This is a genomic window from Pseudomonas sp. UME65 (assembly GCF_014170225.1).
Classification (GTDB): domain Bacteria; phylum Pseudomonadota; class Gammaproteobacteria; order Pseudomonadales; family Pseudomonadaceae; genus Aquipseudomonas; species Aquipseudomonas protegens.
The window spans coordinates 83,334-97,341 of record NZ_LZZQ01000013.1; the positions used below are offsets into that span (position 1 = coordinate 83,334).

The window sequence follows — 14,008 nt, forward strand, 5'->3', positions numbered from 1 at the left end:
GTCAATCCCTTGCTTACAACTTTCGTTAATAGGTGATGGGTTTATTCCACGTTGTAACTAAAGGTCGCGGTAAAACGTTGCTTGTTCTTGCCGGAGAACGCGTCCGAGGGAAACGGCGAAACTTTCTCCACGCGGCGCAAACTGGTTTGCGCCGCGCGATTGAGCAACATGTTCGGCGCCTTGTTTTCGATGCCACTGTCGAGCACGTTGCCGGCCCGATCGACTTCCAGCCAGATCACCACATCGCCCTGGGGACGTTGCAGCGAGGCCTCGCGGCCGCTGGGGTATTGCTTGTGCTTTTCCAGTTCCTTGCGCAAAGCGGCGGTGTACAGACTTTCCTTGATTGCACTGCTGGGCGCCGCGGGCGCGGTGGCCGGAGCAGGTACGGGAGCCGGTGCGGCCACCGGTTTCGGCGCAGCGGCCACTGCGGGCTGCGGCGCGGCGGGGGCGTTCTGGGCCACGGCCGGGGCCGGCTTGGGTGGCGCAGGCTTGGCCACCATGGGCTTGGGCACCGGCGGCTTGGGCTTGACCACCGGCTTGGGTTTCGGCGGCTCGATCACCAGCGGTTCTTCCTCCGGCACCACCTGCGGCGGCTCGGGCTCGATGGGCAACGGCTCAGGCGGTGGCGGTGGTGGCTCGGCCGCCGCCAGCAGTTCGGCGGCATCGACCAGGGCGATTTCCACGGTGCTTTCGTCATACACCGGCTTGATCTGCAACTGCTGCAACTGGCTGGTATAGATCACCAGCAGCAACAGGCCAGCCGGCAGCAGGCACGCAAGCAACTTGCGAGTTCTATAGAGACTGAACATGGCGTCAGGACTTGCGTGTAGCGATGGAGACGGAAGAGAAGCCATTGCCCTTGAGCAAGTCCATCACCGAAACCAGGCGTTTAACTTCCACGCCCTGATCGCTGTTGATAATGATCACCAACTTTTCACTGCTGTCGTTCAACACTTTGAGTTGCGCCAGCAATGCACTTTCATCCAGGTCCTGGCCATCGAGTTGCAGGCGCTCTTGCAGGCCCAGGGTAATCACTGCCTTGTTTTGCGGCTTCAACTGTTGCGCGGTACTGGCGACCGGCAACTGCGTCTTGATCCCTACGGCCGGGATCACGTTGAGGCTGATGAGTACGAAGAACACCAGCAGAAACATCATCACATCGATCATCGGAATGATCTCGATATGAGCTTTTTTCTTTTTAGCTACATCCCAGCTGCGCATCGTCTTGCTCCCGCTTCAGCTATCCCTCCCTTGTGAGAGCTGAATCACAACCCTCGCCGATCCTGACCATGTGCTCAGGAATGCGCAGATCATCCCCGTCTGATGTAACGGTTTGGTGACAGAACGGAGTGATAACGATGAATGTTCGGGAGCTCTGGGACGCGGTTCTCAGCGCAGGACGATGAACCTCCCGAGCACCCGATGCTGCTGGAAGCCGAGCACCGCCTGCAGTGAATCGAGGACCGCCTGCGGGTCCTTGCTGGAGAAACTGCCACTGATGCGCCGCGCCGCCAGTTCATCGTTGAGCAGCAGGATACGCCCGGGGAAATAGCGCCGCAGGTCGTCCACCACCTCGGCCAGAGGCGCGTGGTAATAGTTCAGCCAGCCCTGGCGCCAGGCCAGTTGCGCCTCACTGTCGACAGCGTGCAGCGGGGCCGCAACGCCATGTCCGTAGGCCACTTGCTGCCCGGCGCCGAGCACCTGCTGCGCCGCGCCCTTGGCCGGCGTGACCCCCACCCGGCCGGACAGCACCGTGACCTGGGCCCCGCCCGGCTGCAGGCGCACTTCGAACTGGGTGCCCAGCACCCGCGCCTCCCCCTCTTGCGCGTCCACCACAAAGGGCTCGCCGGTGTGGCTGACGCTGAAGAAACCGGCGCCGCGACGCAGCTGCACATGCCGCTCGCCGCGGCTGAAATCCACGGCAATGGCGCTGTCGGCATCCAGGGTCACCTGGCTCTGGTCGGCCAGGATCAGGGTGCGCACCTGGCCCGGCGCGGAAACGTAGTCGGCCCCCAGGTCATCGACCCAGCGCCCGGGCTGCCAGCCGGCGCCCAGGGCCACCGCCAGCAATACACTGGCGGCCAGCGCCAGCCCCGCCGACCAGCGCCGCCGGGCCCGGCCCCTGGCAGCATCCATGGAACGCAGCAGGCCGTGCAGGGCAAAGGCGTCTTCATCGGCCAGGGTGCGCGCCGGCTGCTCGCTCAGCTCCCACACCACCTGGGCCTGGGCATAGGCCTCGATATGCGCGGGGTCGGCCTGCAACCACTGGCTGAAGGTGGCCTGGTCGCCACTGCTGGGCTGATCGTGGAGCAGGCTCAGCCAGGCCAGCGCGGCCTGCTCCTGAGCGGGCGTCGGGCAGATACTCGTGCGGTGGTTCACGGTGCATTCCTTGGCGTGCGCGTGCCCGGGGCTTCCCGCAGGCTGGCCTTGCAGGCTTCGAGGGCGCGCATCATATGTTTTTCCACGGCGCTTTGGGACAAGCCCATGGCCTTGGCGATCTCGGCGTACTTGCGCCCGTGGATGCGGTTGAGCAGGAAGATCTGCCGGGTGCGCTGCGGCAGGCTGCGCAGGGCCGCTTCGACATGCCGCAGGTCGTTGCCGGCTTCCAGCGCCGCCTGGGGCTCGCTGCCCTGGTTGTCCTGCTGCTCTGGCAGCCAGCCTTCATTGACCCGCACTCGCGCGCCCTCGCTGCGCAGGTGGTCGATGGCGATATTGCCGGCGCAACGCAGCAGGTAGGTGCTGAGTTCCTCGACCTGCACCAGGGGCCGGCGCCAGAAGCGCAGGAACAGGTCCTGCACCAGGTCGGCGGCGGTAGCCCGGCAACCGACCCGGCGGCTGACCAGGGCCTCCATCTGCGAACGCTGGGACAGGAACACCTGGAGAAAATGCGCACGGCTGCCCTGCGGATCAGGGTGATCCCCCTCGGCAGGCTCCGGTGGCAGGGTGCTCATCATCGTCGGTCCGCTCAGAAGTGGGCCAGGGCCGCGACCGGGCTGGCCAGCAGGCTGGCCCCCGCCATCGTCAGCACCAGGCGCGGCCGATAGGGCAACAGCAGCACCAGCAGCAAGGCGCTGAACATCAGCACCGCGCACCACTGCACCAGCCCCAGGCTCCAGCCGGTGCCCTGCACTGCTGCTGCCAGCGACAGGCCCAGCAGCATCCAGCCGCCCAGACGCAGGCCGTGGCGGCGCAGGGCCGAAGGCTTGTGCCCGAGCAGCTCGCCGTGATGCCGGTCCAGGGACAGGCACAGGCCGGTAAAACCGGCATAACAGAGCAACAGCACCAGGAGCATTCAATTCACCTCGGTTTCAGGAGCCGGCGGGCGTTGCCGGGGCACCCGGGGCGTGGCTGTGGCGGCGGCCCCCGCGCGATGCAGCTTGCGCGCCGCCCAGGCCAGGAACAGGCCACTGCCCAGGCACGCCAGGTCGAAACTCGCCATGGCCCAGTCGCCCCGGACCATGAAGCCATCCATCAGGCTCGGGCTGGTGAGCACGCTGAGCACCGGCACCCCGGCGAACAGCAAGGCGCCAAGGCCCAGTTGTTCAACCCAGGCGCGACGGCCAGGGCGGACGCAGGCGTGCAACAGGCTCAGGCCCCAGGCCCAGAAGAAGCTGTTGACCTCCCAGTCGGCGCGTTCGGCGAAGCCTGCGGGCAACAGGCGGTTGGCCCAGAAGAACGCCGCCACCGCCAGCAGCAGCCCGGCCATGCTGGCGATGTTCAACACTTCCACCAGGCGCAGTTCGAAAGGCTGGGCGGCACTCTTGGCATGCTTGAGCTGGCGCTTGCCCAGCCAGATCACCAGCCCGGTGCCGATCATCGCGGTGCTGGCCAGCCCACAGAGGAAGTACAGCCAGCGCAACACCGGCCCGGCGAAGCGCCCCATGTGCAAGCCATAGAAGCTGCCGCCGATGGCCAGCGGCAGGGATTGCTCGGCAGAGGCCTGCAACGGCTGGCCGGTCACGCCGTTGAACGCCACTTGGCTGCCGAAATCCCGGGCCACCCGGTCGGCTTCATGGCGAAACACCTGCACCGAGGCATTCAGGTCCCCCGGGTAACTGACTACCAGGCGCTGCGCATGGCCGCCCGACCAACGTTCCCGGGCCTGCTTCAGCATGGGTTCGAGGGGGGCCAGCGGGGCACTCTGCCCGGCGGCCGAGGCAGCGGCAGCAGCGGGCCGCAAATCCTCGAAGAAGGCATCGGAATCCCCTTTGTAGGCCACCAGGATGCTCGCCGGCATGACCATGTACATGAAGATCACCAGGCTGCTGTAGGTGATCATCAGGTGAAACGGCAGCACCAGCACGCCCACCGCGTTGTGCCCGTCGAGCCAGGTGCGCTGGCCCTTGCGCGGGCGGAAGGTGAAGAAGTCCTTGAAGATTTTCTTGTGGGTGATGATGCCGCTGATCAGCGCCACGAACATCACCATGGCCGCCATCGTCGACAGCCAGCGGCCCCAGGGATAGGGCATCTGCAGCTGGAAGTGGAAGCGGTAGAAGAACTCGCCGCCGCGGGTGTCGCGCACCTGCACTTCGCTGCCGGTGGCCGGGTCCAGCAGTTTCTCGGTGAAGGCACCGCGCTCGCCGGGTTTGCCGGGCGCCTGCCAGCCCACCGACAGGCTCGGCTGGCGGGCATCGGGCAGGCCGATGAACCAGCGTTGCGCACCCTGGGCATGGCGTTCCAGGTAGCGTTGGGCCAGCCCCAGGCTGGCATCGGCGTTCAGGACCCGGGCCGGCGCCTCCGGCTGCATCCAGTGGGTGATCTCATCCTTGAAGTAGGACAGGGTCCCGGTGAGGAAGATCGCAAACAGCAACCAGCCGAACAGCAGCCCGCTCCAGGTGTGCAGCCAGGCCATGGACTGGCGAAATCCTTCCTTCATAGCAGGGCCACCCAGTAGGCACTGCCGGCGACCAGCGCCAGCACCAGGCTCGGCAGCAACAGGCCCAGCCAGGCCTGCCAGGCACTGCGACAGGCAAAGCACCAGAGCACTGCCACCAGATAGAACAGGAAGGACGTCATCATTGCGCTGACCACGGCATCGGCCCTGGGCAGGGGCAGCAGCAAGGTCAGGCAGACACTGCCCAACGCCGCCAGCAGATAGCCCCCCAGCACCGCGGCGAATACCCGCGAAGCCACCGCCAGACGATAGGAAGCGGAAAGACCGCCAACCTTGCTTTTCATGTTTCGACCTTGACGCGAGGGGAGGTCCGGCACAGCACACAGGCGGCCGGGGGAAGTAGGCGGGCAAGTTTAATGATAAATATTCTCATATGCAAAAAGCAGCGACGAACCCGATGCAAACCCGTCGGTCCGGCCTGATTGCCGAATGCCATGTCGCCCCACTACAATGCGAACAATTCTTGTTCTCTTATGCGCCATCTCGGTGCAGGAGCGTCCGGCTTGTCCCACACCGCTACCGTCGAAGGCCTCTACCAGGCCCATCACAGCTGGTTGAACACCTGGTTGCGGCGCCGGCTCGGCTGCCCCCACAGCGCCGCAGACCTGGCCCAGGACACCTTCATCCGGGTACTCAGCGCCCGGGAAACACCGGCCCTGATCGAGCCCCGGGCGTTTCTCACCACCATCGCCAAGCGCGTGCTGTTCAACCACTACCGGCGCCAGGACCTGGAGCGGGCCTATCAGGAAACCCTGGCGCAGATGCCTGAACAGGTGGCGCCCTCCGAGGAAGAGCGGGCCATCATCCTGCAAACCCTGATGGATCTGGACAGCCTGCTCGACGGCCTGCCGCGGCCGGTCAAGCGAGCCTTTCTGCTGTGCCAGCTGGACGGCCTGACCTACGGCGAAATCGCCCGGGAGCTGAATATCTCCATCGCCACGGTCAAACGCCACCTGAACAAAGCGGCGATGCGCTGCTACTTCGCCCTGTGAGTGCCTCGATGAACCCACACCTCAATGGCCAGCCCGATTTCAGCAACCAGGTGGCCGAACAGGCCGTGCACTGGCTGCTCGAAATGCAGGGCGGGCCCTTGAGCCCGCGCCAGCAACAGGCCTGGCAGCAATGGCACGATGCCCACAGCGAACATCAGCGGGCCTGGGAGCATATCCAGCACGTCAACCAGCGCCTGCGTGGCCTGTCTTCGCCCCTGGCCCACGCCGCCCTGAACGCGCCGAAATCCGCCAGCCGGCGCCAGGCACTGAAGCTGCTGCTGATTCTCGGCGCCGGCTCGGCCGCCGCCTGGGGCCTGCGCGAACACAACCCGCTGCCGCCACTGCTGGCGGATTACCGCAGCCCCCTGGGGCAGCGGCGCAAACTGCAACTGAGCGACGGCAGCCAGTTGCAGCTCAATACCAGCAGCGCGGTGGATGTGCGCTTTGATGGCCAGCAACGGCTGATCCGCCTGCTGGAGGGCGAGATCATGCTCACCAGTGCCCAGGATGCCCGGCCGCTGCGGGTGCAGACCGCACAAGGGCAGGTAAGCCCGCAAGGCGCGCGGCTGAACCTGCGCCAATTCAAGGACTACACCCAACTGGCGGTGTTCTCCGGAACCGTCGGCGTGACGCCCCTGGACTACGCCACAACCCCGCCCCAGGTGGCGGCCGGGCAGCAACTGAACTTCACCGGCAACAGCTGGCAAGCTCCCCGGGCCCTGGATGCCGGCAGCGGCGCCTGGAGCGAAGGCATGCTGGTGGCAGCGCACATGCGCCTGGCGGACTTTCTCGACGAACTGGGGCGCTACCGCCGCGGCCAGCTCAACTGTGATGCGCAGGTGGCGGACCTGCTGATTTCCGGCAGCTACCCCCTGGATGACAGCGAGCGGATTCTCGACCTGCTGGAGATCAGCCTGCCGGTCAAGGTACGTCGCTTCACCCGCTATTGGGTCACCGTCCAGGCCCGCGCCTGACGGCACTCTGTCGCCGCTGCCGCGGGCTGCAACCGGCTCCGCAGGGGACGCGCCCTTGACCCGGGCCGCACCCAAGCCCCCGCAAACCAATCGCCGCCCGCCCCGGCACCGAAAAAAAACCACCGCCCATGAGCCGTTTCCCCAGGTTCAAGTGACAGAGAAGGAAAGCCACCTTGATTCCCCCTTCTCAGGACCCACCTTCATGACCGAGCAACCCACCTGCCTCACGCCTCTGGCCCGTACCCTGCGCCACTTGCTGCTGGGGGCCAGCCTGAGCCTGGCCAGCCTGCCCCTGGTCCAGGCCGCCGATGCCCTGGCCCAGAGTTATCACATCGCCCCGACCTCGCTGGAAAACGCCCTGAACCAGTTCGGCCGGCAAGCCGGGGTGCTGATCTCTTTCGGTTCACACGTCACCAATGGCGTGCAAAGCCGTGGCCTGCAAGGCCAGTACAGCCCGCAGGAAGGCCTGAACGTTCTGCTGCAAGGCACCGGCCTGCAAGCCCGGGCCGAGGGCAACAATGCCTTCAGCCTGCAACCGGCCAGCCCCGAGGCCGCTGCGCAGCCGCTGCACCTGGGCGCCTCCAGCGTGGTCGGCGACTGGCTCGGCGATGCCCAGCAAAGCGATGTGTTCGAGCACCCAGGGGCCCGGGACGTGATCCGTCGCGAGGAGTTCGAACGCCAGGGCGCCACCCAGGCGCGGGACGTGCTCAATCGGATTCCCGGGGTCAACGCACCGGACAACAACGGCACCGGCAGCCACGACATGGCGCTGAACTTCGGCATCCGCGGCCTCAATCCGCGCCTGGCCTCGCGCTCCACGGTGCTGATGGACGGCATCCCGGTACCCTTCGCCCCCTACGGTCAGCCGCAACTGTCGTTTGCCCCCATCAGCATGGGCAACATGGATGCAGTGGACGTGGTGCGCGGTGGTGGCGCGGTGCGCTATGGCCCGCAGAACGTCGGCGGCATCGTCAACTTCGTGACCCGGGCAATTCCCGACGCGCCGACGGTCAAGGGCGGCTTCCAGACCGAAACCAGCCCCTCCTCCAGCCATGACGGCTTCAAGACCACCGGCAACCTGCTGGCCGGTGGCACCGCCGACAACGGCCTGGGCGGCGCCCTGCTGTACTCCGGCACCCGCGGCGGCGACTGGCGCGAACACAGCGACACGCAGATCGACGACCTGATCCTCAAGGGCAAGTACCAGCTCGATGAAGCCAACAGTTTCAATGCCATGGCCCAGTACTACGAAGGTGAGGCGGACATGCCCGGCGGCCTGAACGTGGCGGACTACAAGGCCGACCCGTACCAGTCGACCCGCCCCTACGACAAGTTCTGGGGCCGGCGCACGATGTTCAACGTCGGCTACCGCTACCAGGAAGACCGCCGCGAATTCACCGTCAACAGCTTCTTCACCAAGACCCTGCGCAGCGGTTACCTGGACCAGGGCAGCTTCCTCTCCCTGTCGCCTCGCGAATACTGGGTACGCGGCCTGGAAACCCGTTTCGCCCAAGGCTTCGACCTGGGGGACAGCAGCCACGAAGTGGGCGTCGGCTACCGCTACATCAACGAGGCCGGTCATGAACTGCGCTATCGCACGCCGCTGACCGCCAACCAGCAACTGCCCACCAGCAACAGCCGCAATGACCGCGACACCCGTGGCGGCACCGAAGCCCATGCGTTCTTCGTCGACGACCGGATCGATATCGGCAAATGGACCCTGACCCCGGGCATCCGCTACGAGATGATCGAGTCGCAGCAGAGCAACAACCTCACTCACGTCAAATACAAGGGTGACTACAACACCGCGCTGCCGGCGCTGAATGTGATGTACCACCTCAACGAGAGCTGGAACCTCTACGCCAACACCGAAGGTTCCTTCGGCAGCGTGCAGTACAGCCAGATGCCCAACCGCGTGGCCAGTGGCGAGGTCAAGCCGGAGAAAGCCCGCACCTGGGAACTGGGCACCCGCTATGACGACGGCACCCTGCGGGCGGAGATCGGCGCTTTCCTGATCAACTTCGACAACCAGTACGACAGCAACCAGACCAACGACACGGTGATCGCCCGGGGCGAGACTCGCCACCAGGGTATCGAGAGCAGCGTCAGCTACGCCCTGGATGGCCTGGCCCCGGCGCTGGCGGGCTTCGATGTCTACGCCACCTACGCCTATGTCGATGCCACCATTCGTGAAGACGGCCCGAACAAGGGCAACCGCGTGCCCTTCTCTTCCAAGCACAAGGGCACCCTGGGGGTGAGCTACACCGAAGGCCCGTGGAAGCTCAACCTCGACAGCAGCTACCAGAGCAGCCAGTTTGCCGACAATGCCAACACCCGTGCCGAAAGCGCCGATGGCAGCACCGGGCGCATCCCCGGCTACATGCTGTTCAGCACCCGCGCCGGGTATGACTTCGGCCCGCAACTGTCGGACCTGAACGTGGCGGTGGGGGTGAAGAACATCTTCAACCACCAGTACTTCACCCGTTCCTTCGACGACAACAACAAGGGCAAGTACGTAGGCGAGCCACGCACGCTCTATGTGCAGACCTCCGTGGCGTTCTGATTAATTTTCCCCACAAAGCAAAACGGGCCTGCAATGCAGGCCCGTCCGGTTGGGGGGTGAAACTCGGCCGTCAGCTATTGAGCGCGGCCTGTTGGTTCTCCAGGAATTCTTCTTCGAGCAGGGCATCTGCCTCGCTGCCATCGGCTGTGGGCACCGCTGCCGCACGTTTGCCGCGCAATTTGCCGAACATGTGCTCCAGGGCACTTTCCAACTTGACCGTGGCGCCGTCGAGGGCCTGCTCCAGGGTGTCGGCCTTGTGGGTCACGGAAACCGGTTGGTGACCTTTCGGACGGGCTTCCAGCTGGCAGCGCATATCGTCCGGACCCGACTTGCCGCCGTTCTCGTCCCGCAGGTGGACCACTACCCGGGTCAGGTCTTCTTCGTAGCGTTCGAGCGTGCTTTCAACGGTGCTGCGCACCCACTCCTCCATCCGAAGGCTGCTTTGAATATGGTTATCGCTATGGACTTGGATTTGCATAGTTCTTCCCTTATTTCAGCTTGCTCGTAAGAGGGTCAAGGCAATGCGTATGAACCTGCATTTCGTGACCTCTTGATTACACAATTAGGCACGGCGACGAACATTTCAACCCCTTAAAAAAGATAAATATTCATACGCAAATAAAGCCGGACAAACCGCAAAGGCGCTGTTAAGGTCGGGAGTTAGCCCGCCCCATGCGTCAGTCAAAACTGCTCACAGCTGCCCCTCGCCCAGAGGGTGCAAGCCGCGAAAGATCTCCGCTTCCTCCACCAGCCAGTCATGCACCGCGCGTACGCCCGGATGGCTCAGTGCGCCCGGCGCATAGAGCAGCACGTAGCGTTTGTGGTTGGGCACCGCCAGGCCGAAAGGCACGATCAGGGTGCCACGCTCCAGTTCGTCATTGAGCAGGGTGCGCCGGGCAATCGCCACGCCCATGCCGGCAATCGCCGCCTCGATGGTCAGGTGGTTGCGATTGAAGGTATGGCCACGACGCACGTCCGCGCCCTCGAAGCCGATGGCATTGAGGTAGAACTCCCACTCGGCGTATTCATAGCTGCCGCGCCAGGCGGTGATGTCGTGCAACAGCGCAAAGTGCGCCAGGTCCGCCGGACCGTGCAGCGGCGGGCGCCCACGCAGCAGGCTCGGGGCGCACACCGGGAAGATCTGCTCGTCCAGCAGCGCGGTGGACTGCAAGCCGGGGTAGCTGCCGTCGTTCAGGTCGATGGCCAGGTCGAAGTCGCCCTCGTGCAGGGCCACGCTGCTGTCTTCGGCCACCAGCCGCAGCTGGATCTCCGGATAACGCTGCTGCAGGCGCGGCAGGCGCGGAGTCAGCCACTTGCCGAGAAACGACGGGATCGAGCGCAAGCGCAAGGTCCCCCCGATCATCCCCGCATCCAGGCGCCGCAGTTCCGCGTCGATGCTGCCGTAGGCCTCGCTCACCGTCAGCGCCAGCCGCTGGCCTTCGGCACTCAGCTCCACCCCCCGGGGCCGCCGGTGAAACAGGCGAAAACCCAGGCGTTCCTCCAACTGGCGGATCTGCTGGCTGACCGCCCCCGGGGTGATGTGCAGCTCTTCTGCACAACGGGTGAAAGACAGGTGCCGCGCGGCACAGGAAAACACATGCAGCCAGACATAGGTCTGGGCATGAAATTGTCGGCTCATCGTTTAGCCCTGCTAAAGGATCTCTTAGGAAGTTTCGTTGGTCAGTGCTGACCGAGGCGGGCAGTATCGCCGACATTGCGCTTGGCCTACAAAAAATGGCAGCGATCCACCTTCCATTGCTTGTAAGGCTTTAGCATGGCTATCAGTGTTTTCGATCTCTTCAAAGTCGGTATCGGCCCCTCCAGCTCCCACACCGTGGGCCCGATGCGCGCCGCCGCGACCTTCGCCCAGGCGCTGTTCGAGCAGGGCCTGCAAGACCAGGTGCAGCGGGTACAGATCCGTCTCTATGGTTCGCTGTCCGCCACCGGCGTCGGCCATGCCACAGACCGCGCCAGTGTCATGGGGCTGATGGGGGAATGGCCAGACAGCATCGACCCCACCAGCATCAACCCGCGCATCCAGCAGTTGCGCGACAGCGGCCAACTGCTGCTGGGCGGGCACAGCCCCATTGCCTTTGACTGGCAGCAGGACCTGCTCCTGCTGGACGAAAGCCTGCCCTACCACCCCAACGCCATGTCCCTGACCGCCTTTGGCGAGCAGGGCAAGCTGCTGGAGCAGACCTACTACTCGGTGGGTGGCGGCTTCATCATCGAAGCGGCCCAGGTCGAGGCCGGTGCCGAAACCACCACCGGCGTCCAACTGCCCTACGACTTCAACAGTGCCGCTGAACTGCTGGCCCTGTGCAAGACCCATAAGCTGCGGGTCGGCGAACTGATGCTGGCCAATGAACGGGCCTGGCGCAGCGACGCCGAGATCCGCAGCGGCCTGCTGCACATCTGGTCGGTGATGCGCGAATGCGTGGAACAGGGCCTGCGCCACGAAGGCATCCTGCCCGGCGGCCTCGAGGTACCCCGCCGCGCCGCCAAGCTGCACCGCAGCCTGCTGGAAATCGGCAAGCCGAATGTCATCACCTCGACCCTCTCGGCCATGGAGTGGGTCAACCTCTATGCCCTGGCCGTGAACGAGGAAAACGCCGCCGGCGGGCGCATGGTCACCGCGCCCACCAACGGCGCGGCGGGGATCATCCCGGCGGTGCTGCACTACTACATGAAGTTCAACCCGCAGGCCTGTGACGACGACATCCTCAACTTTTTCCTCGGTGCCGCCGCCGTGGGCATCCTGTGCAAGAAGAACGCCTCCATCTCCGGCGCCGAAGTCGGCTGCCAGGGCGAAGTGGGCTCGGCCTGCGCCATGGCCGCCGCCGGGCTGGCGGAAATCCTCGGGGCGACCCCGGAGCAACTGTGCAATGCCGCGGAAATCGGCCTGGAGCATAACCTCGGCCTGACCTGCGACCCCGTAGGCGGGCTGGTGCAGGTGCCCTGCATCGAACGCAACGCGATTGCCGCGGTGAAGGCGATCAACGCCACCCAGATGGCCCTGCGCGGCGACGGCAAGCACTTCATCTCCCTGGACCGGGTGATCCGCACCATGCGCGATACCGGCGCCGACATGCATGACAAATACAAAGAGACTTCACGGGGCGGCCTGGCGGTGAGCTGGGTGGAATGCTGAGGAGCCTTCCCTGACCGTCCGCACTACGTGAGCCCGAGCAAAAATAATAACGAGGCGATAACGATGACCGATGTACCGACACCTGCTGCCCAAAACCCTGCTGTAGCCACACCCCGCGACACCACCAGCGCCCGCCAAGGCTGGAGCAAGCACGACACCACCTGGATGCTCGGCCTGTATGGCACCGCCATCGGCGCCGGCACCCTGTTCCTGCCGATCAACGCCGGGGTCGGCGGCTTCTGGCCGCTGATCGTACTGGCGCTGCTGGCCTTCCCCATGACCTTCTTCGCCCATCGCGGCCTGACCCGCTTCGTTCTTTCCGGGCGCTCCGGAGACATCACCGAAGTGGTCGAGGAGCATTTCGGGGTCGGCGCCGGCAAGCTCATCACCCTGCTCTACTTCTTTGCCATCTTCCCGATCCTGCTGGTGTACAGCGTCGCGCTGACCAACACCCTGAGCAGTTTCATGGAACACCAGCTGCACATGACTCCACCGCCGCGGGCGCTGCTATCGCTGCTGCTGATCCTCGGCCTGATGGCCATCGTGCGCTGCGGCCAGGGCGTGATCGTGCGGGCCATGAGCCTGCTGGTCTACCCGTTCGTCGCCGCGTTGCTGCTACTGGCCCTGAGCCTGATCCCCAACTGGAACGGCGCGTTCTTCGCCTCGGCCGGCGAAGGCATGCCCCTGCCGCTGTTCTTCAAGACCCTGTGGCTGGCGATCCCGGTGATGGTGTTTTCCTTCAACCATTCGCCGATCATCTCGGCCTTCGCCCTGGATCAGAAGCGCCATTACGGCCCGCAGGCCGAAGCCAAGAGCAGCGGTATCCTGGCCACGGCCCACGGCATGATGGTGCTGACCGTGATGTTCTTCTGCTTCAGTTGCGTGCTGGCCCTGTCGCCGGCGGACCTGGTAGCGGCCAAGGAACAGAACATCTCGATCCTGTCCTACCTGGCCAACCACTTTCAGACCCCGGTGATTGCCTATGCCGCCCCGCTGATCGCCCTGGTGGCCATTACCAAGTCGTTCCTGGGCCACTACATCGGCGCCAGCGAAGGCTTCCAGGGCCTGATCGTGAAAAACCTGCGGGGGCGCTCGCTGTCCTCCAGCAGCCTGGAGAAGATCACCGCGCTGTTCATGATCCTCACGTGCTGGGCCGTGGCCACCTTCAACCCGAGCATCCTGCACATCATCGAGACCATGGGCGGACCGGTAATCGCCTGCCTGCTGTTCCTGATGCCGATGTATGCGATCCGGCGGGTGCCTTCACTGCGCCAGTATTCGGGCCAGTTGTCGAACCTGTTCGTGGTGCTGATCGGGCTGGTCGCACTGTCTGCGATCATTTATTCAGTCGTGCCCTGAATCGGGCCGGGATAAAAAAAGCGGACCTCGTGGTCCGCTTTTTTGTCCCCGTATTCATTGCCCGGCGCGTTTCCC

14 protein-coding genes are annotated in these 14,008 nt (G+C 64.8%); 5 read left to right on the forward strand and 9 right to left on the reverse strand.

The window, feature by feature from the left end:
* Nucleotides 1-41: 41 nt before the first annotated feature.
* The 7 genes from A9971_RS15100 to A9971_RS15130 form a co-directional block, all read right to left on the reverse strand.
* On the reverse strand, nt 42-809 hold the full coding sequence (locus A9971_RS15100) for an energy transducer TonB (RefSeq protein WP_041116033.1): 768 nt from the start codon (nt 807-809) through the stop codon (nt 42-44).
* Nucleotides 810-813: 4 nt separating this feature from the next.
* Nucleotides 814-1,221: a biopolymer transporter ExbD gene (locus tag A9971_RS15105; RefSeq protein ID WP_011059344.1), complete on the reverse strand. Its 408-nt coding sequence runs from the start codon at nt 1,219-1,221 to the stop codon at nt 814-816.
* A gap of 168 nt (nt 1,222-1,389) precedes the next feature.
* Complete coding sequence (locus A9971_RS15110; RefSeq protein WP_015634214.1) at nt 1,390-2,379, reverse strand: FecR family protein; 990 nt, start codon at nt 2,377-2,379, stop codon at nt 1,390-1,392.
* Nucleotides 2,376-2,954 carry an RNA polymerase sigma factor gene (locus A9971_RS15115; protein WP_011059342.1) on the reverse strand — a complete coding sequence of 193 codons (579 nt, stop codon included), beginning with the start codon at nt 2,952-2,954 and terminating at the stop codon, nt 2,376-2,378. The genes A9971_RS15110 and A9971_RS15115 overlap by 4 nt, the downstream gene beginning before the upstream one ends.
* An 11-nt stretch (nt 2,955-2,965) precedes the next feature.
* Nucleotides 2,966-3,292, reverse strand: coding sequence for a DUF3325 domain-containing protein (locus A9971_RS15120; RefSeq protein WP_047283981.1), 327 nt, complete (start codon nt 3,290-3,292; stop codon nt 2,966-2,968).
* On the reverse strand, nt 3,293-4,876 hold the full coding sequence (locus tag A9971_RS15125; RefSeq protein WP_077933368.1) for a PepSY domain-containing protein: 1,584 nt from the start codon (nt 4,874-4,876) through the stop codon (nt 3,293-3,295).
* Entirely contained in the window at nt 4,873-5,178 is a 306-nt protein-coding gene (locus tag A9971_RS15130; protein WP_183001351.1) for a DUF3649 domain-containing protein, read from the reverse strand. The genes A9971_RS15125 and A9971_RS15130 overlap by 4 nt, the downstream gene beginning before the upstream one ends.
* 219 nt (nt 5,179-5,397) lie before the next feature.
* On the opposite strand from A9971_RS15130, the gene A9971_RS15135 reads away from it, so the two are divergent.
* From A9971_RS15135 to fecA, 3 genes are all read left to right on the forward strand, one after another.
* Entirely contained in the window at nt 5,398-5,886 is a 489-nt protein-coding gene (locus tag A9971_RS15135; protein WP_019093370.1) for a sigma-70 family RNA polymerase sigma factor, read from the forward strand.
* An 8-nt stretch (nt 5,887-5,894) separates the two neighbouring features.
* Nucleotides 5,895-6,860: a FecR domain-containing protein gene (locus tag A9971_RS15140; protein WP_183001350.1), complete on the forward strand. Its 966-nt coding sequence runs from the start codon at nt 5,895-5,897 to the stop codon at nt 6,858-6,860.
* A 202-nt stretch (nt 6,861-7,062) separates the two neighbouring features.
* On the forward strand, nt 7,063-9,423 hold the full coding sequence (gene fecA, locus A9971_RS15145) for a TonB-dependent Fe(3+) dicitrate receptor FecA (RefSeq protein ID WP_152685957.1): 2,361 nt from the start codon (nt 7,063-7,065) through the stop codon (nt 9,421-9,423).
* A gap of 70 nt (nt 9,424-9,493) precedes the next feature.
* Here fecA and A9971_RS15150 read toward each other — a convergent pair whose 3' ends face one another.
* Together A9971_RS15150 and A9971_RS15155 are read right to left on the reverse strand one after the other, a co-directional pair.
* The gene (locus tag A9971_RS15150; protein WP_011059335.1) at nt 9,494-9,901 is read right to left on the reverse strand and encodes an HPF/RaiA family ribosome-associated protein; all 408 of its coding nucleotides are present in this window, start codon (nt 9,899-9,901) and stop codon (nt 9,494-9,496) included.
* 213 nt (nt 9,902-10,114) lie between these two features.
* The gene (locus A9971_RS15155; protein WP_011059334.1) at nt 10,115-11,062 is read right to left on the reverse strand and encodes a LysR substrate-binding domain-containing protein; all 948 of its coding nucleotides are present in this window, start codon (nt 11,060-11,062) and stop codon (nt 10,115-10,117) included.
* A 135-nt stretch (nt 11,063-11,197) separates the two neighbouring features.
* On the opposite strand from A9971_RS15155, the gene A9971_RS15160 reads away from it, so the two are divergent.
* Together A9971_RS15160 and A9971_RS15165 are read left to right on the forward strand one after the other, a co-directional pair.
* The gene (locus tag A9971_RS15160) at nt 11,198-12,574 is read left to right on the forward strand and encodes an L-serine ammonia-lyase (RefSeq protein WP_169892778.1); all 1,377 of its coding nucleotides are present in this window, start codon (nt 11,198-11,200) and stop codon (nt 12,572-12,574) included.
* Between the two features lie 63 nt (nt 12,575-12,637).
* Entirely contained in the window at nt 12,638-13,933 is a 1,296-nt protein-coding gene (locus A9971_RS15165; RefSeq protein ID WP_041116018.1) for a serine/threonine transporter, read from the forward strand.
* Nucleotides 13,934-14,008: the final 75 nt, after the last annotated feature.